The organism is Methylomicrobium lacus LW14, assembly GCF_000527095.1.
Classification (GTDB): domain Bacteria; phylum Pseudomonadota; class Gammaproteobacteria; order Methylococcales; family Methylomonadaceae; genus Methylomicrobium; species Methylomicrobium lacus.
The window spans coordinates 1,633,092-1,658,351 of the sequence record NZ_AZUN01000001.1 but is presented as its reverse complement, the minus strand read 5'-3'; the positions used below and the strand labels follow the sequence as shown (position 1 = coordinate 1,658,351).

The 25,260-nt window shown below is 56.4% G+C and carries 24 protein-coding genes; 12 read left to right on the top strand and 12 right to left on the bottom strand.

Annotated elements, in window-relative coordinates:
- Nucleotides 1-304: 304 nt before the first annotated feature.
- Together METLA_RS0107460 and mobA are read right to left on the bottom strand one after the other, a co-directional pair.
- Entirely contained in the window at nucleotides 305-1,513 is a 1,209-nt protein-coding gene (locus tag METLA_RS0107460; RefSeq protein WP_245598757.1) for a pyridoxal phosphate-dependent aminotransferase, read from the bottom strand.
- Nucleotides 1,503-2,099 carry a molybdenum cofactor guanylyltransferase MobA gene (gene mobA / locus METLA_RS0107455; RefSeq protein ID WP_024297945.1) on the bottom strand — a complete coding sequence of 199 codons (597 nt, stop codon included), beginning with the start codon at nucleotides 2,097-2,099 and terminating at the stop codon, nucleotides 1,503-1,505. Before mobA ends, METLA_RS0107460 begins: the two co-directional genes overlap by 11 nt.
- A gap of 129 nt (nucleotides 2,100-2,228) precedes the next feature.
- On the opposite strand from mobA, the gene METLA_RS0107450 reads away from it, so the two are divergent.
- A complete protein-coding gene (locus METLA_RS0107450; RefSeq protein ID WP_245598756.1) occupies nucleotides 2,229-2,609 on the top strand; it encodes a DUF302 domain-containing protein in 381 nt (126 codons plus the stop codon).
- Nucleotides 2,610-2,707: 98 nt separating this feature from the next.
- Here METLA_RS0107450 and METLA_RS0107445 read toward each other — a convergent pair whose 3' ends face one another.
- The 5 genes from METLA_RS0107445 to METLA_RS0107425 all read right to left on the bottom strand — a co-directional run bounded on the left by METLA_RS0107445 (nucleotide 2,708) and on the right by METLA_RS0107425 (nucleotide 9,707).
- A complete protein-coding gene (locus tag METLA_RS0107445) occupies nucleotides 2,708-5,515 on the bottom strand; it encodes a bifunctional diguanylate cyclase/phosphodiesterase (RefSeq protein WP_024297943.1) in 2,808 nt (935 codons plus the stop codon).
- A gap of 6 nt (nucleotides 5,516-5,521) precedes the next feature.
- Nucleotides 5,522-6,715 (bottom strand): TonB-dependent receptor, encoded by a 1,194-nt coding sequence (locus METLA_RS0107440; RefSeq protein WP_024297942.1) that lies wholly within the window; start codon nucleotides 6,713-6,715, stop codon nucleotides 5,522-5,524.
- Nucleotides 6,684-7,127, bottom strand: a complete 444-nt coding sequence (locus METLA_RS0107435; RefSeq protein ID WP_024297941.1) for a type 2 periplasmic-binding domain-containing protein — start codon at nucleotides 7,125-7,127, stop codon at nucleotides 6,684-6,686. Before METLA_RS0107435 ends, METLA_RS0107440 begins: the two co-directional genes overlap by 32 nt.
- A 112-nt stretch (nucleotides 7,128-7,239) precedes the next feature.
- Nucleotides 7,240-9,471: a heavy metal translocating P-type ATPase gene (locus METLA_RS0107430; protein ID WP_024297940.1), complete on the bottom strand. Its 2,232-nt coding sequence runs from the start codon at nucleotides 9,469-9,471 to the stop codon at nucleotides 7,240-7,242.
- A gap of 26 nt (nucleotides 9,472-9,497) precedes the next feature.
- Complete coding sequence (locus METLA_RS0107425) at nucleotides 9,498-9,707, bottom strand: heavy-metal-associated domain-containing protein (RefSeq protein ID WP_024297939.1); 210 nt, start codon at nucleotides 9,705-9,707, stop codon at nucleotides 9,498-9,500.
- A 131-nt stretch (nucleotides 9,708-9,838) separates the two neighbouring features.
- On the opposite strand from METLA_RS0107425, the gene hflD reads away from it, so the two are divergent.
- Genes hflD through METLA_RS0107405 form a run of 4 tightly spaced genes read left to right on the top strand, consistent with a single transcriptional unit; the run spans nucleotide 9,839 to nucleotide 13,503 of the window.
- Nucleotides 9,839-10,462 (top strand): high frequency lysogenization protein HflD, encoded by a 624-nt coding sequence (gene hflD, locus METLA_RS0107420; RefSeq protein WP_024297938.1) that lies wholly within the window; start codon nucleotides 9,839-9,841, stop codon nucleotides 10,460-10,462.
- 7 nt (nucleotides 10,463-10,469) lie between these two features.
- Nucleotides 10,470-11,405: an ABC transporter ATP-binding protein gene (locus METLA_RS0107415; RefSeq protein ID WP_024297937.1), complete on the top strand. Its 936-nt coding sequence runs from the start codon at nucleotides 10,470-10,472 to the stop codon at nucleotides 11,403-11,405.
- A 2-nt stretch (nucleotides 11,406-11,407) separates the two neighbouring features.
- Nucleotides 11,408-12,160, top strand: a complete 753-nt coding sequence (locus METLA_RS0107410) for an ABC transporter permease subunit (RefSeq protein ID WP_024297936.1) — start codon at nucleotides 11,408-11,410, stop codon at nucleotides 12,158-12,160.
- On the top strand, nucleotides 12,157-13,503 hold the full coding sequence (locus tag METLA_RS0107405; protein WP_024297935.1) for a GldG family protein: 1,347 nt from the start codon (nucleotides 12,157-12,159) through the stop codon (nucleotides 13,501-13,503). The genes METLA_RS0107410 and METLA_RS0107405 overlap by 4 nt, the downstream gene beginning before the upstream one ends.
- Before the next feature lie 76 nt (nucleotides 13,504-13,579).
- Here the strand turns inward: METLA_RS0107405 and METLA_RS0107400 are convergent, their stop codons facing one another.
- Complete coding sequence (locus METLA_RS0107400; RefSeq protein ID WP_024297934.1) at nucleotides 13,580-13,810, bottom strand: hypothetical protein; 231 nt, start codon at nucleotides 13,808-13,810, stop codon at nucleotides 13,580-13,582.
- Nucleotides 13,811-13,831: 21 nt separating this feature from the next.
- On the opposite strand from METLA_RS0107400, the gene METLA_RS0107395 reads away from it, so the two are divergent.
- Nucleotides 13,832-14,197 (top strand): hypothetical protein, encoded by a 366-nt coding sequence (locus METLA_RS0107395; protein ID WP_024297933.1) that lies wholly within the window; start codon nucleotides 13,832-13,834, stop codon nucleotides 14,195-14,197.
- 76 nt (nucleotides 14,198-14,273) lie between these two features.
- On the opposite strand, the gene METLA_RS0107390 is transcribed toward METLA_RS0107395, so the two are convergent.
- From METLA_RS0107390 to METLA_RS0107375, 4 genes are all read right to left on the bottom strand, one after another.
- Entirely contained in the window at nucleotides 14,274-15,047 is a 774-nt protein-coding gene (locus tag METLA_RS0107390; RefSeq protein ID WP_245598755.1) for a hypothetical protein, read from the bottom strand.
- A 162-nt stretch (nucleotides 15,048-15,209) separates the two neighbouring features.
- Nucleotides 15,210-16,232, bottom strand: a complete 1,023-nt coding sequence (gene waaF / locus METLA_RS0107385; RefSeq protein ID WP_024297931.1) for a lipopolysaccharide heptosyltransferase II — start codon at nucleotides 16,230-16,232, stop codon at nucleotides 15,210-15,212.
- Between the two features lie 99 nt (nucleotides 16,233-16,331).
- Nucleotides 16,332-17,195: a transporter family protein gene (locus METLA_RS0107380; RefSeq protein WP_024297930.1), complete on the bottom strand. Its 864-nt coding sequence runs from the start codon at nucleotides 17,193-17,195 to the stop codon at nucleotides 16,332-16,334.
- A gap of 138 nt (nucleotides 17,196-17,333) precedes the next feature.
- A complete protein-coding gene (locus METLA_RS0107375; RefSeq protein WP_245598754.1) occupies nucleotides 17,334-18,200 on the bottom strand; it encodes an RHS repeat protein in 867 nt (288 codons plus the stop codon).
- A 584-nt stretch (nucleotides 18,201-18,784) separates the two neighbouring features.
- On the opposite strand from METLA_RS0107375, the gene METLA_RS0107370 reads away from it, so the two are divergent.
- From METLA_RS0107370 to tgt, 6 genes are all read left to right on the top strand, one after another.
- Nucleotides 18,785-19,207, top strand: a complete 423-nt coding sequence (locus tag METLA_RS0107370) for an acyl-CoA thioesterase (RefSeq protein WP_024297928.1) — start codon at nucleotides 18,785-18,787, stop codon at nucleotides 19,205-19,207.
- A complete protein-coding gene (locus METLA_RS0107365; RefSeq protein WP_245598753.1) occupies nucleotides 19,204-19,794 on the top strand; it encodes a LolA family protein in 591 nt (196 codons plus the stop codon). The genes METLA_RS0107370 and METLA_RS0107365 overlap by 4 nt, the downstream gene beginning before the upstream one ends.
- Complete coding sequence (locus METLA_RS0107360) at nucleotides 19,769-22,099, top strand: MMPL family transporter (protein ID WP_029646503.1); 2,331 nt, start codon at nucleotides 19,769-19,771, stop codon at nucleotides 22,097-22,099. The genes METLA_RS0107365 and METLA_RS0107360 overlap by 26 nt, the downstream gene beginning before the upstream one ends.
- A gap of 400 nt (nucleotides 22,100-22,499) precedes the next feature.
- On the top strand, nucleotides 22,500-23,171 hold the full coding sequence (locus tag METLA_RS0107355) for a hypothetical protein (RefSeq protein ID WP_024297925.1): 672 nt from the start codon (nucleotides 22,500-22,502) through the stop codon (nucleotides 23,169-23,171).
- A 183-nt stretch (nucleotides 23,172-23,354) separates the two neighbouring features.
- Complete coding sequence (locus tag METLA_RS0107350) at nucleotides 23,355-23,960, top strand: transglutaminase-like cysteine peptidase (protein WP_245598752.1); 606 nt, start codon at nucleotides 23,355-23,357, stop codon at nucleotides 23,958-23,960.
- Nucleotides 23,961-24,119: 159 nt separating this feature from the next.
- A complete protein-coding gene (tgt, locus tag METLA_RS0107345) occupies nucleotides 24,120-25,235 on the top strand; it encodes a tRNA guanosine(34) transglycosylase Tgt (RefSeq protein WP_024297923.1) in 1,116 nt (371 codons plus the stop codon).
- Nucleotides 25,236-25,260 lie beyond the last annotated feature (25 nt).

Below are 25,260 nucleotides of genomic sequence, written 5' to 3'. Positions count from 1 at the left end.
TCGCTAAAGGGTTGGACCGCTGCATGGCGGTCCTCCGCAATGCTCGTCCAATGGTAGCTTTCCAGCTTAACATAAGACATTGGCATTGTAAAAAAAACATAAATATGACATTGATTGTATGTTTTTTGCTCAATTCATATTGATGATGCGTACTTTACGAACATCTTTATGATAAAAATGGCAAATAGTATCTGAAGGTCAGGGCGGGGCTCGAAACCCCCGGGATCAGGCAGGCGTTTTAGGGTTGAGGACTGGAAAGCGGACGAATCATTGAAAGCCCGCTTTTCCGAGGGTAGTTTTGAATTTAGCCGGCGAATCGGACGATCCCGTTCACCAGTCGTTCCAGGGCGGCATCGAGTTGCGCTTGATCGAGCATGCCATACGAGATGCGTAAATAACAGCCGTCGGTCAATCCAAAGGCGCTGCCCGGAATCGCGGCGACTTTGAAATCGTCGATCAATATTTTGGCCAGTTCCAGGTCGTTTTTACCGGTGTGGATTTTTAGCAGCAGGTAGAAAGCGCCTTCAGGTTCCGGAATTTCGCAGAGACCCTTTAGCGCCTGCAATCGGCTGATCACCTGCGCGCGTTTTTTTGCCAGTTCCGGCAACTGGAGTTTGCAATATTCGGCGCCGATTTCTAGGGCGCCGGCGGCGGCAATCTGGCTGATCAGCGGCGGGCAGATCAGGTTGGTGTCCTGGACTTTCAGCAGCGTGGGCGTCAGCGTCTCCGGGTAGACCATGTAGCCGATGCGCCAGCTGGCAAAGCCGTAGGCTTTCGACAGCGAATAGAGCGAAAGGGTGTGCCGTTCCGCGCCAGGAATCGAGCCGGGCGAGAAATGCCGGGCTTCGCCGTAGGTGAAATATTCGTAGGCCTCGTCGCTGATATGGTACAGGCCGAAGTCGCGGCAGAGCGCGTTGACCGCGCGCAGCGCGGCTTCGGGGTAGACCGCGCCGCTCGGGTTATTCGGCGAAATGGTCACGATCGCGCGGGTCTTTGCGCTGATCGCGGCGCGCAGGCGGGAAAGATCCAGTTGATAGGCGCTGTCGGTCGGTACGCCGACCGGCGTGCAGCCCAGCATGCGGACCGCCATTTCCTGGTTGAAATAATAGGGCAACGGCAGGATGATCTCGTCGCCGGGATCGGCGATCGCGAGCAGGGCATTCAAAAACGCCATGTTCGAGCCGGCGGTAACCATCACATCGACGCCGGCGGCCGTATCGATGCGGTTTTCATGGCGCAGTTTTTCCCGTATCAATGCCAACAGTGCGGGATGGCCGAAGGCCGAGCCATAAAGGTGCTGCTCCGTTTGCTGGCCGAAATCGCGGATTGCGGCCAGGGCGGAGGCGGGCGGCGGATAGGCCACCATGCCTTGGCCGAGCGAGAGCGTGCCGGGGTTATTGCGGGTCCAGGCGCCGACGACCGGTATGATCGGCGCCTGCACCGCGGCGAGGCGCCGGCTGATGCCTGGGTTTGCGAGTGGGGTCATGTTGGGCGGCGCGGCTTTAGCGTTCACTTTGCTCCTCGAGGGCGGTCAGTTCGGTCATCGTATTCAGGTTGATGAAGATGTTCGGCGTCGCGCTGAAATCGGCCTGCACGAGTCGATGTTGTTCGAGCCAGCGGTCGATCCGGCGTTCGCCGCCGGCCAGATAGGCTTGCAGGCTGTCTTTTAAACGGGTCTTCAGTGCGAGGCAAACCGGGTGCAGACGCTCGCCGTCGTGCGCTACGGCGATATCCGCATCGCATTCGGCGCGCGCCGCGAGCAGTTTCTGCACATGCTCGGGTTGGATCAAGGGCGAGTCGCAGGGCAACACGACCAAGACTTCGGCCTCGGTATGCCGCATCGCGGTCAGGATGCCGGCCAAGGGGCCGTCGAAGCTGGCGCTTTGATCCGGCACGACCGGCGGGCCGAACTCGCGGTAGCGTTCGAGATTGCGGTTCGCGTTGATGATGATTTCGGGCACCGCGCCGGCCAGCGCGTCGATCGCATAACAGACCAACGGGCGGCCGTGGTACAGAATCAGGCCTTTGTCCTGGTGGTTCATCCGCCGCGCCAGACCGCCGGCCAGGATTACGCCGGCCACTGTTGTTTGAGCTTTCATAGTGTTAAGCTTTATCGGTTCTTCTCTCTCGTTTGAGCTATGTTTCGACGTCTCGCGGTTTTAATCGGCCTTTTCTGTCTTGCCAGCTGCGCACTTGTCGGAGGTTCCGACAGACCGCCCGGCGAGTACGTGCTCTATTATCAGGTCGAAACCCGGAAGCCTTATGAGGAGGTGCTCGACGAGCTGAAAAGTGCGATCGCGGAAAACAATTTCAGGATAACAGCACACAGCCGTGTCGGTAAAGTGATCCGCGAGCGCGGCGACAAAGATTTTCCGGATTTCGACACGATCCAGTTCTGCAATCTGACCCATGCCCGGACGATGCTGTTGATCGCGCCGGAAGCGATCAAATATATGCCGTGCAACGTGGTGATGCATCAGCGTAACGGCAAGACGATCGTCAGAACCCATTTGTTGCCGACCGATTCGGACAATCCCGAATTGAACCGATTTTTCGGGACGATGAACGAAAAACTGAAAGCGATCGTCGATTTTGCGGTCGAGGAATAGCTATTGTCCACGAAAAGCACGAAAGACACGAAAAATTACATTAACAAATCCCGTTTTCGTGCCTTTCGTGTCTTTCGTGGACATTGAACGTGAGCTGATTAGATTCGGGATTCGGGCTTGCCGATCAGGTCGCCTTGAACCAGATCGATGTTCAGCGCTTTGAGCGTTTTCAGCACGCCGTCATTTTCGACGCATTTCGCTACCGTGAGTTTGCCGAAGGTGTGGGCGACGCCGGCCAAGGCTTTCACAAACATCAGATCGTCCTGGTTTTGATCGATTTGCCGGATCAGCGCGCCGCCGATCTTTACGTAATCGATCGGCAGATGCTTCAGGTAGTAAAAGGACGAAAAGCTGACGCCGAAATTATCCAGGGCGACGCCGCAGCCCAGTGTCTTGAATTGCTCGATCAATACTTCCGCCTGCGCATAATGCGCTTCGGTGGCGGCTTCGGGAATCTCGAAAATGATTTTGGCGGGGCTGATGCCGTAGAGGTCGAACAAATAGGTCGCATCATCGTAAAAACCGGCGTCTTGTAAAATCTTGCCGCTAAGGTTTAGCGACAAACGGCAATCTTTGTCCTGCCGTTCGGCATCGCGCAGGGTCAGCAGCGCTTTTTTGAGGGCGATGCGGTCAATCTTTCCGGCCAGCCCGAGTTCTTCGGCATGCTGGAGGAAAGTCTCCGGCAGCAGCAAGGGGCCGTCGTCTTGCGGCAGGCGCAACAGGCATTCGTGGTGATGCAGTTCGGCCGATTTGCCGTGCCGCACCGGCTGATATTGCAGCACGAATTGATCCTGAGCGATTGCCTGTTCGAGCCGTTGCCTAGAGCTCAGCATGCGCTTGATCTTGAGCCGGCCCTCCGTGCTCAGTTGGCAGCAATGAAAACTGCCGGGGCCTGCGAGCTTGGCCTGTAGCCGCGCCGCATCCGCATTCGCGTACAGGTCGTTCGGCGTCAGTCCATGCTCGGGATACACCGAGATGCCGATATGCGCGGCGAGCGGATAGCTCGCTCCGGCATAATGGAAGGGCGATGCCTTGACAGTTCGATCGAGCTTAAGCGCAATATCGGCAAGATTATCGGTTTTGACATGGGAAACCAGCAGCGCGAAGATGTTGTCGTGGATGCGGCTGAGCCTATCGTCAGCGCGCAAATCGTCTTTCAGCCGGCGGGCGACCCAGGCCAGCACCATTTCGCCGGCCCGCTGGCCGTGGGTGTCCATGATTTCCTGATAGTGATCCACGTCAAACAGGAACACCGCGAGCTGATGATCGTAGCGCCGGGCCGAGGCCAGCGCGACAGCCAGTTCGTCGCGGAATTGCTGATGGCCGGGGAGGCCGGTGACCGGGTCATTGATCGACATGGTCAGAATTTTCTGCTCATACAGCGTGCGTTCGCTGTTATCGACGCCGATGGTCAGGATCACCGCTTCATCCGGGTTATTTGACGGATTGAACAGCGTATGCAGCCAGGAAATGCTGTGGGTTTTGCCGGTTTCTGAAATCAGTTGCCCCTCGATCTGCAATTGGCCGGTGATTTCTCCCGCTCTGAGCTGGCTGAGCTTTTTATGATGCGACCATTCGGATTCCGGAATCAAGAGATCGAAGATTTTACCCTTGAGCGAGCGTTCTTCCCGGCCCAGTTCCTGCGTCCCCGTCTGATTGATCGTCAGGATGATGCCGTTCAATTTTTGCGTCAGGATGATGATCGGCGCGGTATCGATCAATTGCCGGACGAAATCGCGCTCGGTCGCCAGTTCCCGGCTTTTTTCGATCAATTTCAAGGTATTGATCCGCACTTCCTGTTCCAGCGCTTCCAGGTGCCGGGCCAGGGTCAGCGCGGTTTGATGCAATTGGTCCAGTTCGTCGAAATCGGACGTCGTTGAGTTTTTGCCGGCGATGCGTTCGCGGAACTGTTGATACTGATGTCCGGCCAGCAGCGGCAGCGCTTTGGAAAGCACGGACACGCGCGACAGGGTGTAATGCAGCAGAACCGGCAGCAGCAGTAGAGAACCCAGCAGGCTGATCACGCCGTATAACCAGATTTTTTGGATATCCTCGTGCAGGCGCTTGTCAAGGTGGCTGATGTCCTCGATAAACAAAAACAACGGTGTGTGTTTGGTATTGTCCCGGACAGGCGCGAGACCGACTTCAAAGGTGGCCCCTTGCAGATAGATCGTTTGATTGTGTTTGAGTAACTGGGTTAGAGAAACATGCTGGGCGATATGCGCGTACAGCTTTTTGTTGTTATCGAGTAACGTTAGTCCCGCTAGTCGATAGGGCCAGGGATGGCCCGGTGCGTCTCGCAACGCGTCATCCGGGAATAGAATGCCGATGTCGGAACCGGTCGCCCCACGGTATTTGATCATGATGTCGGCAAACGAACGGGTGACGCCGTAGGCGCCGACAGATTGGGTTTTGCCGATGACCGGCACGACGACTTGCTGAAAGCAAGTGTCCGGACAAACGATACGGTGCTCCGGCATTTCGGAACTTAATGCCTTGCTGGCGGATGCAGGGTCGGGAAGCGTTGAGCTTCCCCAGGACTTGACCTTGGCGGCGCTGGCATCAAACAAAACGATATTCTCGATGCCCCAGCTCAGTTGCCATTGTGACCACTTTTCATCGAGTGTCGTCAACGAGACAGGGGGGCGGTTTTTGTCGAGGGGAGGCGGCTCTCCTACCAGAGGCAGCATTTCCGCAAGTTGCTCGAGCATTAGAAACGAATCTTCGGTCAGGGCTCTCGCCATGTCGATATGGCTGGTGTGTTCGTTGCGGAGTTTGGCTTCGAAATCTTCGGTCGCATGCTGATAGGCGAAATAGGAGAATAGGCTGTGCATCAGCAGAAACACGCCGCCGAACAGCAGAGAAAGTTTCCAGCGTAGACTGACAAAAAAGGGCGCGTTCGACATGGTCGGTTAAAAACGAAAAGAGAGTTGCAATCCGTATATATCCCAATCCTGCGTAGTTTTCATACGATCCGGATTATCCGCCTGCGGCAGCCAAAGCGTGCCGTGCACGCGGTGGTATTCGCCGCGCAGCATCCAGCTGTCGTTGATGTCCCAGCGCAGTCCCGCCGTCCAGTCCTGGGCATAGGCGGCATGCGGGGGCAGGCCGATCCGTTCCAGCCCGGCGCCGCGGCGGTTGTCGGTGTTGCCGTCGACCATATCGTAGCGCAAGGTAAATTGCCATTTCGGCAAAAATCGGTAACTGCCTTCGAGATACCAGCTTTCGGTCGCAAAGCGCCGGTCGGGTCCGCCATAGCCGGAGGCCACATTGTGGCGGTAGTTGTATTCCGCGGTCAGCGTCAGTTTTTCGCCGTTGTATTGTGCGGAAAACATCAGCGGCCGTACGTACGACGTGCCGGCGCCGAATCTATCGCCTACTTCCGGATGATAGTCGAGTGCCAGGTCCGCGTAACTGACCGCGAAAATATATTCACCGTCGTTCAGTTCATAACTCAGCTGGGTCACGACGGTCGGTCTGGCCGAAAATTTGCCCATCGCATTAGGTCCGAGCAGAATCGAGCGGATTTCTTCATTATCGCCCAATGGCACGACATAATTGAACTTAAAGATAAAATCGCCGTAATCGGTATGTTGTTCCGCGTAGAAAGAACCACCGTCGCCGGATGTCAGCAGCGCGCGCGAACGTTCGAAATACATGCCTTGCGGCAGCAGGATGGTCGGATGCGTAAACGCGACATCGCGGGTTTCGTTATACAAGCCCAGCGGAATTTTGACGCGTCCGCCGCGAAGGCCGATACGGCCCGCCTCATGCTCCCAAAGCGTCAGATCGGCTAGCCCATAGTCGACCCTGAAGCTGCCGCGGTCGAGGTCGCCGGCACGCCGGTACAGTCCCTGAATCGCAAAGTTCAGCCGCTCAGAGGCCTGGTAGGCGGTATTCAGGCCGACTTCGGTAATGCCGAGGCTGACGCCGTCATCGCTTTGACCGAACAGATTGTTGTCCGAGGTGTGGAACAGGCTTTGCGCGAGAAAGCCATGCACCTGCATTGCATCAGGCAAATAACCGGCCACCCCAGCGCGCGGCAGGCTCGCAAGGGCTGACAGCAAGAGCCCGTTAGTGATAGCCGAACAGACGGATTTTCGCATGGCGCGGTAATTTATCGACATAGCCAATCGCATTCGGCGTATTCATGATCTTTTCGATCATCTCTTGTTCGGAATCGAGCTGAATCGGGGCGACGCCGGTGCCGGTGTAGGTCATCCGGTCCCAGACGCGCCTGAATTGATGCGGAAACATGCGCAGATTATTTTTGACAAAGTCCTTATGGATCGGGTGGTCGTCGGCGAGTGTAAACACCTTGATTTGCTCGCCATTAGGCCATAGTCTCTGGCGCATTGCAAAAATTGCACGCGTGTCGGCCCGCGAATAGCGTTCGGCGGGCACCGATTCATTCACGATGATGACCGCCGCGCCGGCGGCGAGCGGGCACAAGCTTAGGCAATAACAGACGATTGCCCAGGCAATAAGCGCCGCTTTGCCTCGATCCGAATGCCGCAACTTAGACCTTCTCTGCAGGATCAATGACTGATGCTTTGATGGTTAGCCGGCGCCCTTGGGGGCGTCTCTGTTCTAGCCGCATCGTTCCGTTTACCGGATGGGAGCGGGTGGCTCACAGTTTCTGCCAACGCAGGCGGTTCGCATTGCTGACCACGGTCAGCGACGACATCGCCATCGCTGCGCCCGCGATCATCGGGTTCAGCAGAATGCCGGCGAATGGGTACAGAAGACCGGCCGCGACCGGAATGCTGATCGTGTTGTAGAAAAATGCGCCGAACAGATTCTGCTTGATGTTTTTGACGGTCAGCTGCGACAGCCGAATCACTTCCGGCACTTTCAACAACGAGCCTTGCAGGATCACCACGTCCGCGCTTTCGATCGCGACATCGGTGCCGGTGCCGATCGCGATGCCGACGTCGGCCTGCGCGAGCGCCGGCGCATCGTTGATACCGTCGCCGACCATGCCGACCGTCTCGCCCTGCGCTTGCAATTCCTTGACCACGGCCGCCTTATCCTGCGGCAGCACTTGCGCCCTGACTTCGGTAATGCCGGCCTGTTGCGCGATCGCCTGGGCGGTGATCGGATTGTCGCCGGTCACCATCAGCACCCGGATACCGAGTTCGCGCAGCCTTTGCACCGCAGCCGCCGAATCGGCCTTGATCGGATCGGCGACCGAAATGATGCCGGCGAGTTTTTGATCCACCGCGAGCAGCATCGGGGTTTGCCCTTCCGCGCACAGTTTTTCGAGTTGGCCGGTATGGTGCGCGATGTCGATCTGTTCTTGCTCGATCAACGCCCGGTTGCCGAACACGATGCGGCGGCCGTCAAGCGTGGCTTCGACGCCGTGGCCCGCGATCGCTTTAAATTGGGTGGTCTTTTGCGGCTGGATAGATTTTTCCTCGGCCGCCGCCAAGACGGCCGCCGCCAACGGATGTTCGGAGCCGGCCTCGAGGCTGGCCGAAAGTTGCAGCACATCGGTTTCGGAAAAATCGCCGAAGCCTTCGATCGACACGACTTTCGGTTTGCCCTGGGTGACCGTACCGGTCTTGTCCAGAATCAGACAGCTCAGCTTGCCGGCCGATTGCAAGGCATCGCCCTTGCGGATCAGGATGCCGGTTTGCGCGGCCTTGCCGACCGCGACCATCACCGAGATCGGCGTCGCAAGTCCCAGGGCGCAAGGGCAGGCGATCACCAGCACGGTCATCGAGGTCACGAAGGCGTAGCCGAGCGACGGCTCGGGACCGAAAGCGTACCAAAGCAGAAAGGTCAGGATAGCCAATGAAATCACCGACGGCACGAACACCGCCGAAATCCTGTCGGCCAGGCGCGCGATCTCCGGCTTGCTGTTCTGCGCCTGGCGCACGCTGTGAATGATTTGCGCGAGCGCGGTGTCGCGGCCGATCCGGGTCGCCTTGAACAAGAAACTGCCGCTTTGATTCATCGTGCCGGCGGCGACTTCGGAGCCGGCCGTTTTTTCGACCGGCATCGGTTCGCCGGTCAGCATCGATTCGTCAACGTTCGAATGGCCTTCGATCAAGACGCCGTCGACCGCGATCTTTTCGCCGGGACGGACCCTGAGCGTCTCGCCGAGACCGACTTCCTCGATCGGCACGTCGAGTTCGGCGCCGTCCCGTACCACCCGCGCCGTGCGCGGCTGCAGGCCGATCAATTGGCGGATCGCGGAAGAGGTCTTGCCGCGCGCCATCGTTTCGAGGCCGGAGCCCAGGTTGATGAAGGCCAGGATCACGACCGCGGCTTCGAAATAGGCATGCTTGGCCAAGGAGGGCAGGCTGCCGAAATACTCGATCACGATGCAGGAATAGATCCAGGCCGCGCCGGTACCGACCGCGATCAGGGTATCCATGTTCGCCTGTCCGGACTGCAAGGCCTTCAGCGCGCCCTGATAAATATGCGCGCCGGAATAAACCAGCACCGCCAGGGTCAGCACCGCGACTTCAGGCCAAAACCAGCGTCCGGTCGCTGAGCCCATGTCCGGCAGCCAGCCGGCATATTCGAGCCCCATCAGCACCGCGCCGAAGCTGCCGGCCACCGCGGCTTTTTTCAACAGCCTCCGGTAGCGCGCCAGTTCCTGTTGTTCCTGCTCGGCAGGGTCCTCGAAGCCTTCCATCACGGCCGCTTCGTAACCGGCGTCCTTGACCGCCTTGATCAACAGCTCGGGATCGACCTGTCCTGTCACGGTCGCGGAATGATCCGCAAAATTGACGCTGACTTCGGTCACGCCGGGCACTTCGGTCAGCGCGCTTTCGACCACGCTGACGCAACCGGCGCAGCTCATGCCCAATATCGACAAGCGCAGTTCGTCTGACTTTTCTTCTTTGCTCATGGCTACTCTCCGGTGTTCAAAAGGGGTTATTCGACCGTAAAACCGGCTTCTGCGATGGCCGCCTTGATCGTTTCCAAATCGGTCTTCGCCGCGTCATAGTCGACGCCGACTTTCTTTTCCTTGCTTGAGGCGGTGACCGAGAGCACACCGTCGATCGCGCCGAGCTTGTTTTTCACATTCGACTCGCAGCCGCCGCATTTCATTCCGGTTACCGTCAACTCAATTGATTCTGCCATGTTAATTATCCTAGTTCACAAAATTCGGGTTTTATATCATACTCGACTGAAACCGGACAATCATGATATAAATGAAACAAGGAAGAGTGGGCGCGACTTACTTGGCTTGGTGAATCACCTTTGTGCAAATCATGGAACTCAAAACACTAACGAACCAAACGATCGCACTGGCGGGTGTCGCGCAGGCGGCGGCGCTGGTGCAGCAGCTGGCGACACGGGGAACGTGTGATCAGGAGGCGCTGGCCGCCAGCATCGGCAGCCTCTTGAAAATCGATTCGGACAGCGTGCTGGATGTTTACGGCGGCCTGGACGGATTGAAGCTCGGACTCAAGGAATTGCAGAAGCAAATGACCGGATACAAGATCGACAATCCGGAACAGGCCCGCTATGCGGCAACCCTGGTGTTTCTGGAACGGCAACTGTCGTCGCGCAAGAATTTGCTCGCGTCGATCCGCGTCGGCGTCGAGAAGGCCCAGGCGCAAAGCGAGCATTTCGGTTTGCTGCATGAAAACGTGCTGGCCAATCTCGGCGAGGTCTATCACAGCACGGTCAGCACCTTGCAGCCCCGCATCATGGTCAACGGCGAGCAAGCCTATCTGTCCAGGCCCGACACCGTGAACAAGATCAGGGCCCTGCTGCTGGCCGGCATCCGCTCGGCGATCCTGTGGAAACAATGCGGCGGCGCCCGTTGGAAATTCATTTTCTACCGCAAAAAAATGCAGAAAGAGCTGGAAAGCCTGCTGAAGCAGGTTTGATGCCGCGATGACCGTTCTTGTCGAAGCCGATCATCTGTCCCGTTATTACGGCGGCCACTGCGCGGTCGATGATGTCAGTTTTACGCTGAAGCAGGGCGAAGTGCTCGGGTTTCTCGGGCCGAACGGCGCCGGCAAGACCACCACGATGCAGATGCTGTGCGGCAACCTGGCCCCCAGCATCGGGCAAATCCGGATCAACGGCGTCGATCTGCTCGACCGCCCGAAAGAAGCCAAGCGCCATCTGGGCTATCTGCCCGATACCCCGCCTTTATACCGGGAATTGACGGTCAACGAGTTTTTGACTTACTGCGCCGAACTGCACGGCGTCGATAAAAAAAGCATTCCCGCCGCGGTCAAACGGGCCCGGGAGCGCTGCGGCCTGGATCAGATGCAGGAGCGCCTGATCGGCAATCTTTCGAAGGGTTATCAACAGCGCACCGGCATCGCGCAGGCGATCCTGCACAATCCGAAGGTGATCATCCTCGACGAGCCGACGGTCGGTCTCGATCCCTTGCAAATCCGCGAAATCAGGGCGTTGATCCGGGAGCTCGGCCGGGAACACGGCATCATCTTGTCGACCCATATCCTGACCGAAGTCGAGGAATCCTGCACGCATGTGCAGATCATTCAGCAGGGGCGTCTGATCCTGCATGAAACGATCGCCGGTTTGCAGCGGCAAATGCATAGCTGCACCCTGGAAGTGATTACCCGCATGCCGGCCGATCTGAAGGCGCTGTCGGCCTTGCCCGGCGTATTGTCCATCGAGCCCTTGGCCGGCAATCGCCTCTACGTGCATCACGGCGTCGATCACAATCCCGCCAAGCAACTCGCCGAGCTGATCGTCGCCTCCGGCTGGGGATTGGAGGAACTGGCGCCGGTCAAAAAATCGCTCGAAGACGTGTTCATTCAATTGACCAGAGAGACGGGGGAGCAGCCGGGATGAAAATGGCTTTCACGATCGCCGCCCGCGAATTCAAGTCCTTGTTTTTGTCACCGCTGGCCTGGACGCTGCTCGCGATTTTGCAGGTGATACTGGCCTTTCTGTTTCTGACCCAGGTCGAAACCTTCAACATGCTGCAACCGAAACTGGCCGGGCTCGACAACGCGCCGGGACTGACCGACATCGTCGTGACGCCGTTGTTCGGCAATGCGGGCATCATTCTGCTCTTGGTCACGCCGCTGTTGACGATGCGGCTGGTCACCGAGGAGCGCCGGAATAAAACGCTCGCGCTGTTGTTGTCCGCGCCGATTTCCAATTTTGACATCGTGGTCGGAAAATATCTCGGCGTCGTCGGCCTCTTGTTGATCATGGTCGTGCTGACCGCGTTGATGCCGTTGTCCTTGCTGGTCGGCGGCGATCTGGATCTGGGCAAATTCGCCGCCAGCCTGCTGGCGCTGACGCTGTTGGCCGCCGCCTTCGCGGCGACAGGGCTCTATACCTCCTGCATCGCGGGGCATCCGACGATCGCGGCGATCAGCGCCTTTGGCTTGCTGCTCCTGCTGTGGATTTTGGACTGGTCTGCCGGCATGGGCGATCAGCGCGCCTATTTCTTCGAGTATCTGTCGCTATTGCGCCATTTTCAGAACATTCAGAGCGGCCTGATCAGCACCACCGACATCGGCTATTTTCTGCTGTTCATCGTCCTATTCATCGTGCTGAGCATCCGCCGCCTCGATTACGACCGTCTGCAAAAATGAAATTGACGCGCCATGTGCATCAACAAATCCGCCTGAAAAACCGGCTGTCGACGGGGGTCTTGCTGTGTGCGCTCGGCGCTGCGGCCTGGCTGACCGAGCGTTATTCTTATCAGGCCGATTGGACTCAGACCCGCTCGAATACCTTGTCGCCGGCGACCCAAAAGCTGTTGCAGGCCATGCCGGGAAAGGTCGCTCTCACCGCCTACATCAAAAGCGGCCTGCCGATCCGCCTGCAAATCGCGCATTTGGTCGACCGATATTCCCACCTGAAGCCCGACCTGAAACTGGACTTCATCGATCCGAACCATGCGCCGGAAAAAGCCCGCGAGCTGAATATCGGCGAGGAAGGCCTGGTCGTGGTCGAGTATCAGGGGCGCAGCGAAAAACTGAGCTTTATCGATGAGGCGACGCTGACCAATGCGTTGCTGCAACTGTCGCATGCGGAAGATCGCTGGGTCACTTTTTTGACCGGGCATGGCGAACGTTCGCCGGAAGGCGAGGCCAATTTCGACCTGAACCGTTTCGGCAAGGAACTGGTGCGCCGTCGTATCAATGCGCAAACGGTCAATCTGGCCAAACTGCCCGCGATACCGAACAACTCCGCGCTGCTGGTGATCGCCTCGCCGACGGTTGCCTTGTTGCCCGGCGAAATCGAGATCGTGAAACAATATATTCAACGCGGCGGCAACCTGTTGCTGCTGACCGATCCCGGCAATCAGGCGCTGGACTTTATCTGGTCCGCACTCGGCATCCATCCCTTGCCCGGCCAGATCGTCGACAAGGCCGCCAAGCAGGCCGGCATCGACGACCCGAGCTTCGTGATCGTCAGCGAATACAACCACCATCCGATCACCCGCAACTTCCAGACGCTGTCGGTCTATCCCGGCGCGGCCGGCTTCGACATCGACGCGGATATCGCATACGAAAGCGTCCCGTTGCTGAACAGTGGCGCCGAGTCCTGGACCGAAACCGGGTCTTTGACCGGCACGATCCGCTTCGAGCCGGACGGCGCCGAAAAGCAGGGGCCGATCACGCTGGGCTATGCCTTGACGCGCAATCTGGACGCTAACACCCAGCAGCGTATCGTTGTAATCGGCGACGGCGATTTTCTCGCGAACACTTACATCGGCAATGCCGGCAATCTGGACATGGGCCTCAGGATCGTCAACTGGTTGATCCACGACGATCGCTTCATCGACATCCCGGCCAAAACCGCGCCCGACCGGAGCCTGAAGCTGACGACGGCCAGCATCTCGGTGATCGGCTTCGGTTTCCTGATCGTGCTGCCGCTTTGTCTGCTCGGTACCGGCTTTGTGGTCTGGCGCCGGCGCAGACGGCGGTGAAACGTTGTTGAATGCCGGCGGACTGCTTTGTATTCCTGAAAGCCGTTTGCCGCCTGGATCTGGAAGCGAGGTGGCCCTAAACCGGCGCGAAATCGACATTGGTCGCGCCGGCCTTTTGGATTTTTTCGGCCAGCGCTTCGGTCACGATGACATACAGCGTCGTTCTGAGTAAAAAGATCGGCTGTCCGCGCCACATCTCCTCGTGCATGACCAATTCGCGTTTTTCGTCATTGAACGCTTCGTGTTTGCAGACCGGGCATACCGAAATCGGCGCGCCGCCTTTCGGGTAATCCGATGCCGAGCGCACCAGAATCTGGTAATCGGGTCTTTGACCGGCACGATCCGCTTCGAGCCGGACGGCGCCGAAAAGCAGGGGCCGATCACGCTGGGCTATGCCTTGACGCGCAATCTGGACGCTAACACCCAGCAGCGTATCGTTGTAATCGGCGACGGCGATTTTCTCGCGAACACTTACATCGGCAATGCCGGCAATCTGGACATGGGCCTCAGGATCGTCAACTGGTTGATCCACGACGATCGCTTCATCGACATCCCGGCCAAAACCGCGCCCGACCGGAGCCTGAAGCTGACGACGGCCAGCATCTCGGTGATCGGCTTCGGTTTCCTGATCGTGCTGCCGCTTTGTCTGCTCGGTACCGGCTTTGTGGTCTGGCGCCGGCGCAGACGGCGGTGAAACGTTGTTGAATGCCGGCGGACTGCTTTGTATTCCTGAAAGCCGTTTGCCGCCTGGATCTGGAAGCGAGGTGGCCCTAAACCGGCGCGAAATCGACATTGGTCGCGCCGGCCTTTTGGATTTTTTCGGCCAGCGCTTCGGTCACGATGACATACAGCGTCGTTCTGAGTAAAAAGATCGGCTGTCCGCGCCACATCTCCTCGTGCATGACCAATTCGCGTTTTTCGTCATTGAACGCTTCGTGTTTGCAGACCGGGCATACCGAAATCGGCGCGCCGCCTTTCGGGTAATCCGATGCCGAGCGCACCAGAATCTGGTAATAGGGTTCGATCAGCGTTTCCGGCGCGTGAATTTCATTTTCCGGATGCCCGGAATCAAGGGCGGCGGGCAGCGCGGTGCCGTTGCGTTTGCCGATTTTACGGGGCCTGATCGGAACGATTTCGACGTCGCCGACCAGCTCATCGAACACGATCCGCTTCATCCGTTCCGACACGACGAAACTGCGGATGTTCGGCCATAAAAAGTCGGTATTGGGGACCGCCTGGCTGTCGTAGTAGGCGGGCTGGAAATTGTCGCCGGGCTTGAAGGTCTCGAAGGCCGCGCAGTCGGCATCGAGATAAGAGGCGACTTCCTGCTGCATCGCCGCATGTTCCTGTTCCGAAACCGGCCAGCGGCTTCTAAAGCGCGGGTCGTTCTGGATTTGCGGCGGCGCTTCGAGCGCAAGAATGCGGCTGCCGCCGTAGGTCGCATTACAGGCATTACAGCTGACGCCGGGAAAACGGTAAACATATTCCAGATTACCGTTGATCGCCAAGTTCTGGCTGTCGGAACCGTATTCTGGGGGCTGCATTCGGAAAAATCGCACAAGACACCTATTTGCAAAAAAACGACATGATTGTTCGAATAACCCTGCCGGGTATTCAGTATCGCCGGAGTCTAAACCAACCGCCTTGGACATGCAAGCCTGGACAGACCGTGAGTCGTATGGGAAATAGCATGGGATTACGCAGACTCAAGCAGGCAACGCCTGCATTGCCTGAATGATCTGTTGAGGCGTGATATTGACCAGGCAATGCAGGTGCCCTAACGGACATTCGCGTTTAAAACAGGGCGAGCAGTCCAGATTCAGGCTGATGATTCGCGCATTTGCGCTCAGCGGCGGCGTAAAGTACGGGTCGGATGAGCCATAAATCGCGATCAATTTTTTATTTAAAGCCGCGGCCACATGCATTAAGCCGGAATCATTACTGACCACCATATCCGCCAGCGATAATAAATCGACCGCTTCGCCGAGGCTGGTTTTGCCGGTCAAATCGATGCAGGCATCGTGGCTAAGCCGATTGATCTCGGCGGCGACCGGGGAGTCCTTGGGCGAACCGAACAGCCAGACTTGCCAGCCTTCCTGATGTTTCAGGCGCGCGAGTTCGGCATAATGGGCCGCGGGCCAGCGTTTGGCATCGCCGTATTCGGCGCCTGGGCATAACGCCAATAGCTTGCCTTGCGTCTGTAAGGTAAATTTTTCTACGGCTTGTTGCCAGCTTTCGGCGTTGACTCGAAGCTGCGGCGCCGGGCATTCGGGCGCGGTGGAGGGCTCCGAGGATTCCGCCAGGGCGACGAAACGTTGTACGGTTTGTGTCAACACCGTCTTATCCAGTCGGCGCACGTCGTTAAGCAGCCCCCAGCGGCACTCGCCGGTATAGCCGGTTCTTAACGGGATGTGGGCAAAAAGCGGGATCAGGGCGGATTTCCAGGTATTGGGCAACAAAATCGCTTGATCATAGCGATGAGCGCGCAAGCTTTTGCCGAGCTTGATGCGCGCCCTTAAACCGAACTGTCCGCGCGCGAGCGGCGGCATGGCCAGCGCCCGGGAGACTTCGGGCATTTTATCCAATAACGCAAAGGTCCAGACGGGAGCCAGAACATCGATTTGGGCGTGAGGGTGGCGCCGTTTCAGGGCGATCAACAGACTCTGCGCCATCACCATGTCGCCGACCCAGGATGGGCCAATGACCAGAATTCGGGCAGGCGATGGCATCGCGCTTAAACTCGGGGCAGGGTTAATCATCGAATCCTTTCATCAATCAAGGGGATATTGAAAAATAAACCATTCCTCTCGTCAAGGTTGATTAAAAAATCAATAAAGCTTGGGCAGCATGAATTGTACGGTGAAGTTCGCTGACCAGTCGGGCGCTGCATCGGGCCTTACGGCGTTGTAGTAACCTTCCAATTTGGTGTTAACCGCAAAATTGCCCAGGTTGAATAATTTGCCCACGCCGGCGCCGACCGGAACTGTCCAGCGATTATCGGAGTGAGAATTCCAGTTCGCAATCGTGTCCATGTCGGTGGTCAAGTACCAGCCTTGGCCGATATTGTAGTTCGCGAAGGGCTCTAAGATCAGCTGACTGACGCTTTCACGGGAGTCATTGCCGAATACGGACCATATCTGTCTTGATTTAAATCCCAAGGTCCAGGGGCCCGGCTGGGTCACAACCATCATGGCAGGACCCACGCTGAATTTGCCGCTGCCCAGTTGCCGCGCGCTATGATCTTCAGTGTCACCGAAACGCGTGTCGGTTGGAAACACGAAAGCAGGCCCGAAACCCCAATGAAAATCACCGGAACTTGCCGGCGAAAATAGCGATGTCAGACTCGTATCGCCAAGACCCGATACCCCTGAACCCGGATAGGGCTCCGGCAACTCGGCGATGCCGTGGACAGGACCCGGAGTACCCATGAAGTTCAACGATAACTGATTGATCATGTTCCAGTCGCCGAGCGACACGGGGATGATGGGCTTGATACTGCCGATCGATACATCGCCGTTCTCCGCGCCGCCATGATGCGTGTATTCCAAGGGAACGCTAAACACCGGAATCAATGGATTCTGCGCGGCTTTCAGCCAGTCTTCGGTTTGTTTAGTCTCGTCATCTGCGATAGCCATTTGCAGGCTGAGCAGCGAAGTCAGGCCCGCCGTAATGATGGTTTTACGAGTTAACATACATTCCCCCTCTTTGGAAGTATCTAAGCAAGAGTTATTAGGTTAAACAATTCAGCTTATTGCAAGATTATTTTAACGTAAATTTCAATAAGTGCTCAGCAATAAGTCGGCAGGCACGATGTCTGCTCTACGATCTTTTCAAGATAGCCCGCTGCTTTTAAACCCTTTAAACGAAAAAGCATCGGAAACGGGTTCAATTTGAAAGATTCGGTTCGGCATGTGGGTGTTGAATTTTTTCTCCTTGCCATTCAAGTCGCGTTCGCGCAAGTTGAAGGTATTGCAGTCGGCTATCAAATGCGAGCGCCCTCCGGGCATTTCAATGGCGTCCTGAACCCATTTGACCGGGAACCATGAGCTGGTCCCTTGAATGCGATCAATCAATTGAAAACCGTGATCGTAAATCAGCACTTCGCCTTTCCGTGAGTTTGACAGCATATAGCCTTTTGAATGCTTGCGGATATGATGCGCTCCGCTCAAGCCGCTGATCACAAGGTCAAGGGCCAGTGATTTTTTGTCTATACGCGCAACGGCGCCCTGATAAAACAGGATAGTCAAAATTTTATTGGGATCATACGGGTCGGTGATCGCGGAGTTCAAATGGGTCGTCTGTAATTTGCCCGAATAACATTTGAGTCGATGATCCATGGTTTTATCGATGCTTCTGACGCCGCCGCCATAGGCGTTGGCATAGCCGCTTTCGGTGGCCCACCAGGACCAAATGATCTCCCCCGCCAGATTGACTTCCAGGATCGCATCGACGCCGCTGGACGTCACCAATAGGCCGTTTGCCGTCCGGCGCAGCGAACGCAACTGCGAAAACCAGGGGCTGCGGATTTCCAGATCGATTTCACCCTGGGCGTTCAGCCTGGCAATATGTTCGTCGCCTGGCACGCCATCTTCGGCGCAGGGCAATCCGCGGATAAAATACAAGCCTTCACCCTCTACGAATTCCATTCCGAAGGGTTTGACCGGATAAATTTCCTCCAGCAGTTTAATTTTGCCCAACTCGCCCTGGTGCTCCAGAAGTTGAATTTTCCCCCCGGGTTCTCCTTTGAAAACCTCGTTTGATCTATCCTTGCCTTTTACAATCCGATCAAATCTAAATTTTGCGTATTCCCAATTGGTTTGGGGGTAGGAAACAACAAATTTCATTTAATACCTTTCTTTATATAAAGTTGCAGATGGCGCCTTATGTACAGTTTACTTATTTCAAAGTCATCTATATCCCGAGCAAACACTGCTGTTCAGTCTTTCACGAGTAGAAAGACTTATAAATTAGGTTATTCACCCGCGCGTATGTTAACCATAAATTTAGCTAAAGACCACAGCAAAAATAATGTAGCTGGTTTTTGACCGAAGCCGGTACGCCAAAGCGGCGGGGGAGGGATAGCGGGTCAATGCATCGTGAACGCGACGCCTTGACGATTTGCAAGTTGGGCGGAATTTTTTGCAAGCCGGCATGACTTTTTGGCCTATCCCGATAAAATTCACTTACAATAACCCGTGTTTTTCCTGATCTCCTCCACCTGCTTGCCCGTTTTTGAATAGTCGATCTGCACTGATGAATGCCTTACTCTGGATTGAACCCCATGTCTAAACCGGCCTACAGCGTCGAAATCGATTTATCGATCCCGTTTCACGACGCCGACATGATGGAAATCGTCTGGCACGGCCATTACGCCAAATATTTCGAAATCGCCCGCTGCGCCTTGCTAGACCGGATCGATTACAACTATTTTGTGATGCGCGATTCGGGTTATGCCTGGCCGATCATCGATCTGCGCATCCGTTATGTGAAATCCGCGGTGTTCGGGCAAAACGTAAAGGTCAGGGCCGCCATCGCCGAATGGGAAAATCGCCTGAAGATCGATTATTTGATTACCGACGCGCTGACCGGCGCCAAACTGGTCAAGGGGCATACGATTCAGGTCGCGGTGGATATGCAAAATAAAGAAATGTGCCTGGAGTCGCCGCCGGTACTGTTCGAAAAACTGGGAGTCAAGGCGCCGTGAGATTGTGGGTTGTTATTTTTTTATTATGGCTGCCCTGGCAGGGGGCTCTGGCGGCCGATCTGCTCGCCGATATCGGCGCGCGGCTGGTCAAGACCGAGATCACCGAAGGCCGCTTCCGCCAGGAAAAAACAATCAAGGTCCTGAAAAAACCGCTGATCTCGACGGGCACGTTTACCTATCACCGCAAGCGGGGTGTGATCTGGCAGACGCTGACGCCGGTGCCTTCGCTGCTGCTGGTCAACCAGACGCGTTTATTGACGACGCAGGGCGAACAGGCCTTGCCGCCCGCCTTCGGCCGGGTGTTTACCGCGATGTTCGGCGGCGATTTGCAAGCAATGAACGAAGGCTTCGCGATTGCCGGCACGAACGGCCAGGGTGCATGGCAGCTGCAATTGCAGCCGAAGGATGCCATGCTGCAAAAGATCATCACCGGCATGCAGTTGAGCGGCGACAAGGAACTGCAACGGCTCGACATCCGCGAGGCGAACGGCAATCTGACCCGCATCATCTTCGAGCACATCACCCATCCCGAGGCTTTGACGCCCACACAGGAAGCCGATTTTGAACGTTTATCATCCCCGCGTTAGCGCCGGAATCTGGCTGCTCGGGATGCTGCTGCTCGGCGTGCTAGGCCTCGAAACGCTGAGCCGGGACTGGCTCGAAACCGGCTTTCTGGCACTGTTGCCGAAAATCGAACAACGCCCCGAAGTTGCCGAGGCGATCGAGCGGCATAATCAATTGCTCAACCGCAAGGTGATCTGGCTCAGCGGCGCGGCCAGCGCGGAGGTTGCGATCGCGAATGCCAGGCAGCTTGAACGGCAGGTCAGGGACAGCGGACTGTTCGGCAACATCATGTTTGAAGTGGCACAGGATCAGGCCGTCAACCAGTACAAGCGGCTTTTCGCTTACCGCTATCAATGGCTCGATGCGCCTACGCGCAAATTGCTGGAGACGAATCCTCAGGCCTTGCTCGACCAGAACCTTGAGATGCTCTACAGCCCGGTCGGCCAGATGCAGGCGGCGATGCTCGAACGCGACCCCCTGCTGCTGTTCGGACGTATGATAAGTTCGCAAAAACCGGGCAATCTGAGTCTGGAGCAGGGCGTCGTGGTGCTTAGGGATGGGCAAAAGGTTTGGGCGCTACTGCTGACCGATCTCGACAACAGCCAATTGCCGCTCGAAAAGCTCGAAAACCTGCTGCAACTGAGCCGAAACGCGGCGGCTGCGATGCAAAAGGCCGGCGGCGAGTTGCTGGTTTCGGGCTTGCCTCTGTTCACCGCTTATGGGGCGGAGTCGGCCAAGCAGGAAATCTCGACGGTCGGCGTCGGCTCCAGCATCGGCATCATTTTATTGTTTGGGTTCACGTTTCGCAGCGTCAGGCCGCTGCTGCTGTCGGCGACCGCGATCGCGAGCGGCCTCGCCGCCGCGTTGATCGTCAGCGTTTGGGTATTCGGCAAGATTCACATCATCACGCTGGTGTTCGGCGCGAGTTTGATCGGTGTGGTCGATGATTATGCGCAGCATTATCTCTGCGACAGTTTCGGCGAGCGGGACTGGAATCCGCGCAAGGGACTCGCCGCGATTTTTCCGGCGCTGTTTTTGGGGCTGGTCAGCAATCTGTTGAGCTACGCGGGCCTTGGTTTTTCGCCGTTTCCGGGTCTCCAGGAAGTCGCGTTGTTTTCCGCGGTCGGCCTGTTCGCGGCCTGGTTGACCGTGGTGCTGTTGTTTCCGCTGCTGTTGACCGGCTTTAAGTTTGCGCATGAACCGGCGTTGTTAAAGCTGGCCGTGCTTTGGGAACGGGACTGGCCGGCCTGGGTGGTTAACAATCGCCGCTGGCTGGCGCCTTTGCTGCTGGTCGTGCTGGCCGGCGGCATCTGGAAATTGACGCCGCGCGACGACGTGCGCCTGCTCCAGTCCGCGCCGCCGGCATTGCTGCAAAGCGCCGAAAAAATCAGCCGGCTTTTGCAGGTTCGGGATAGCCAGTTTTTTCTGGTTTCGGGCAAGGATCAGCAGGAATGGCATCGCAACGAACAACAGTTGCTCGAAAAGCTCGATGCATTGGTACAGAGCAAGGCGCTGAAATCTTACGAAGCTCTCAGCCGTTACTGGCCCGATCCTGCGACTCAGCAAAACAATTACCGCTTGGTGAAGCATACGCTTTTTGACTCGGGTCTGGCCGGGCATTACATGAACGATCTCGGCTTCGACCGCGCCGCGATCGCCGCCGAAGCGAAAGCCTTTATTGAGGCCGAACCCAACACGCTGAAGCTGGAAGACTGGCTTGCCATGGCCGACGAAGGCGAGCGGTCATTATGGCTCGGCTGCGCAAAAGAGCGCTGTTCAGGCATCGTGGCCCTGAGCCAAATTCAGGACTTTGCCGCGTTGGCGTCTTTACCGCCACTGCCGGGCGTCGTCTGGGTCGATCATGTCGAAGAGTTGTCTTCATTGTTCGCGCGTTACCGGGTCAGGGCCAGCGTGCTGCTGTTTGCGGCCTTCGCGCTGGTGTTGGCCGGCTTGTGCTTCAAATTCGGCCGGCGCGGCGCGGTCACAGTGATGTCCATTCCGCTGATCTCGGCGCTGACCGCGCTCGCGCTGACCGGCTGGTTCAATCAATTGTTCAGCCTGTTCAACCTGTTCGCGTTGCTGTTGGTCTTGGGCATCGGCGTCGACTACGCTGCGTTCTTTTTCCTGGCCGGCGAAAGGCGTACCAGTACCTCGCTGGCGGTGACCCTGTCCGGCCTGACGACCCTGCTGTCCTTCGGCTTGCTCGCGGTCAGTTCGACCGAGATCGTGCATGCGTTTGGGTTTACCGTTGCGGTCGGCATCATCACCGCGATGTTGACTGCGCCGTTGATTGGTACCTGCACTAAAGTCGTTGCAGAGCAAAAATAACCCTGACCTGGTTCGTTCTCGGCGAGGGTAACTTTCGCACCCTAATTCCCTAGCATCGAACATCGTAAATCAGCTCTATTAAAGAGTTAGATTATTCGGCTTGTTATCAGCGCTCGCTGGACAAATCCATAATCCCGCTTGCCGGATTCCCCATCCAAAATCTGTACTGCGGCGCGATAAATCCGTACGTCGGAAGCCTAGCTTTCCTAGTGTGCTTTTGTTCTCATTTCTTGGTCTTCGTCGAGTGGCTTTGTTGGCAAGTGTTAAACTCTATTAAATAAATCTTAAAAATATTTTCGGTCTTTGCTGCATTCATCAAAAAGCACAATGGAAAATTCCTACCGGATTGAATATCCCGGCCGGAGCCAGCGTTTTTATTTTTTTTTGAGGAGAAAATTGTATGAAACATTTTTTGTTAAAATCCTGCTTGCTGGCTGCTATCTTCAACGCATCCGTTTATGCAGATACCCTCTCTATGACCGAGTCACTGAATGATAAGTTGAAATGCACAGGGTCTGGTGATGAGTGTACCGTGGAAACTGTGGGAAAATTCAATGTCACGGCAAAAATATCTAGCGCGACATTCGAAGATAACGGGGTATTTTGGGAAGACCTCACCGAGGACACGCCCATCGAAATTAGCGTGGGTGATTATTCATTTTCAGGCACGTTAGCCGACGCCGACAACCCCACCCTGACCAGCACAAAAATAGCCGCAAAATGGCTGGAAACCTATGACGAATGCCTGGATGATTCCTGTGAACGCTCCAAGACCGTTATACCTGAACAGGTCAACGTCAGTGGGGGATTAAAAGGCATTGTTCTGAAAATAGCAGGAAAAAGCAAGGTGGGGGATTTTGACGAATATGGCTCCAGAGCTTTTGCAGATTACTGTGACCAGGCGGGTGATGGGGAGATGTTAAATGAAGATGTCACGTTGAGCGTCGATGGAGTCGAATTTGTCGGCCAATTAGAAATCACCTGCAAGGTAAAAACAAAGACAGTGACCAAAAATAACGAATCATTCGATTTGGTTTCCACCACGGTAAAAACGCGGCTTTTAGGCTTTTGATTTTGTTGCGCCTGGACGGGCTTCCAACCCTGTCCAGGCTTGGATAAAGCCGTTTTTGAGTGGCGCGAATCACTGTAATGCAATCGTAAAATGAAAAAACAGCATTCTCCCTGTCGTTGGTATAGCCATATGCCTATTTTTGCACTGATTATAGTTCTGATATTGCTTCCAGGCTGCCGCTCATTGCCCGAAGCGCCCGGCATCTCCTCGGAAGAATTGCAGGCTATCGAAGCGCGTTTCGGGGTCGAGGCGCGCGAACGCGTCCAGTCCTGGCGGCATGCGATTGCAGACAATCAATCGCAACCGGTTACGGAAAAGCTCAATATCGCCAATCAATGGTTTAACCGGCTGAAGTTCGAAGATGACAGCGTGCATTGGCACCGGGAAGATTATTGGGCGACTCCGATAGAAACCTTGGTCACCAACGGCGGCGATTGCGAAGATTTTTCGATCGGCAAATATTTTACGCTGAAGGAGCTGGGTATCGCTGATCAGTGTTTGCGATTGACCTATGTCAAATCGCTGACGCTGAACAAGCCGCACATGGTGTTGGATTACCAATGCGATGGCGGCGCGGCCAGTCTGGTGCTCGACAATATCGTGCCGGTGATCCTGCCGTCGGTCGAACGCACCGACTTAGTGCCCGTTTACAGCTTCAACGCGGGCGGACTCTGGCTAGCCAAGCAGCAAGGCATGGGGCAGCAGGTCGGCGGTTCCGAGCGCTTAAGCCTGTGGACGGAGCTCTTGGGGCGTATTACCCGGCCGTTTAGCTCAAGCCGGAATTTTTGAAAGCAAGCCGACAAAAGGGTTGCTTCCTGATGTTATGAGGGAAGCATGCAGGTGAAAATTGCAACGCGGCATTAAGAAATCGGCGAATTCCGATTATACTGGCGGGCTTTAATTGTCTTCGGGTTTCATCCCCGTCCCATTCGCAGTCATTATTTTTTCATGGAATTCAAATTACTCAGCACCGACGGCGCCGCCCGTCGCGGCCGTCTGGTTTTTCAGCGCGGCGTGGTCGAAACGCCGATCTTCATGCCGGTCGGCACCTATGGCGCGGTCAAATCGCTGACGCCGGAGGATTTGACCGGCCTCGGCGCCCAGATCATCCTCGGCAACACCTTTCACTTGATGCTCAGACCCGGCATGGACGTGATCAAGACGCACGGCAGCCTGCATGAGTTCATGCGCTGGGACAAGCCGATCCTGACCGATTCCGGCGGTTTTCAGGTATTCAGTCTCGGTGCGCTGCGCAAGATTACCGAACAGGGCGTGACCTTCCGCTCGCCGATCGACGGCAGCAAGATTTTCATGGGGCCGGAAGAGTCGATGCAGGTACAGATGGATTTAGGTTCGGACATCGTGATGATTTTCGACGAATGCACGCCGTATCCCGCGACCGTGCAGCAGGCGGCCGATTCGATGCGATTGTCGCTGCGCTGGGCCGAACGCAGCAAGAAAGCGCACGGCGACAATCCGTCGGCGTTATTCGGCATCGTGCAGGGCGGTATGTACGAGCATTTGCGCACCGAATCGCTCGCCGGCCTGGTCGATATCGGCTTCGACGGCTATGCGATCGGCGGGCTGTCGGTCGGCGAACCGAAGGAAGAAATGATGGCGACTTTGGATTTTTTGGCACCGAAGATGCCGGCCGACAAGCCGCGTTACCTGATGGGCGTCGGCACGCCGGAGGATCTGGTCGAGGCGGTCCGGCGCGGCATCGACATGTTCGATTGCGTGATGCCGACCCGCAACGCGCGCAACGGCCATCTCTTTACCCGTTTCGGCGTGATCAAGATCCGGAACAGCCAGTATCAGGCCGACACGCGGCCGCTCGACGAAGACTGCGGCTGTTATACCTGCCGGAATTATTCCCGTTCCTATCTTCGCCATCTGGACAAATGCGGCGAAATGCTGGGCTCGCGGCTCAATACGATACACAATCTTTATTACTATCTGAGTCTGATGGGGGAAATTCGCGAAGCGATCGAAAGGCAGGATCTGGAGAATTTTGTCGGCGAATTTTACCTGCGACGAGGCAAAACAGCGCCGGTTATGGCATAATATGATGATTTACCATTAGTATAAT

Excerpts from the sequence above, each read along its gene's own strand:
- mobA (WP_024297945.1), bottom strand. The coding sequence starts at position 2,099 with ATGAAAGCTCAAACAACAGTGGCCGGCGTAATCCTGGCCGGCGGTCTG.
- METLA_RS0107445 (WP_024297943.1), bottom strand. The coding sequence starts at position 5,515 with ATGTCGAACGCGCCCTTTTTTGTCAGTCTACGCTGGAAACTTTCTCTG.
- METLA_RS0107440 (WP_024297942.1), bottom strand. The coding sequence starts at position 6,715 with ATGCGAAAATCCGTCTGTTCGGCTATCACTAACGGGCTCTTGCTGTCA.
- METLA_RS0107430 (WP_024297940.1), bottom strand. The coding sequence starts at position 9,471 with ATGAGCAAAGAAGAAAAGTCAGACGAACTGCGCTTGTCGATATTGGGC.
- METLA_RS0107425 (WP_024297939.1), bottom strand. The coding sequence starts at position 9,707 with ATGGCAGAATCAATTGAGTTGACGGTAACCGGAATGAAATGCGGCGGC.
- hflD (WP_024297938.1), top strand. The coding sequence starts at position 9,839 with ATGGAACTCAAAACACTAACGAACCAAACGATCGCACTGGCGGGTGTC.
- METLA_RS0107415 (WP_024297937.1), top strand. The coding sequence starts at position 10,470 with ATGACCGTTCTTGTCGAAGCCGATCATCTGTCCCGTTATTACGGCGGC.
- METLA_RS0107410 (WP_024297936.1), top strand. The coding sequence starts at position 11,408 with ATGGCTTTCACGATCGCCGCCCGCGAATTCAAGTCCTTGTTTTTGTCA.
- METLA_RS0107405 (WP_024297935.1), top strand. The coding sequence starts at position 12,157 with ATGAAATTGACGCGCCATGTGCATCAACAAATCCGCCTGAAAAACCGG.
- METLA_RS0107390 (WP_245598755.1), bottom strand. The coding sequence starts at position 15,047 with ATGCAGCCCCCAGAATACGGTTCCGACAGCCAGAACTTGGCGATCAAC.
- waaF (WP_024297931.1), bottom strand. The coding sequence starts at position 16,232 with ATGCCATCGCCTGCCCGAATTCTGGTCATTGGCCCATCCTGGGTCGGC.
- METLA_RS0107380 (WP_024297930.1), bottom strand. The coding sequence starts at position 17,195 with ATGTTAACTCGTAAAACCATCATTACGGCGGGCCTGACTTCGCTGCTC.
- METLA_RS0107370 (WP_024297928.1), top strand. The coding sequence starts at position 18,785 with ATGTCTAAACCGGCCTACAGCGTCGAAATCGATTTATCGATCCCGTTT.
- METLA_RS0107355 (WP_024297925.1), top strand. The coding sequence starts at position 22,500 with ATGAAACATTTTTTGTTAAAATCCTGCTTGCTGGCTGCTATCTTCAAC.
- tgt (WP_024297923.1), top strand. The coding sequence starts at position 24,120 with ATGGAATTCAAATTACTCAGCACCGACGGCGCCGCCCGTCGCGGCCGT.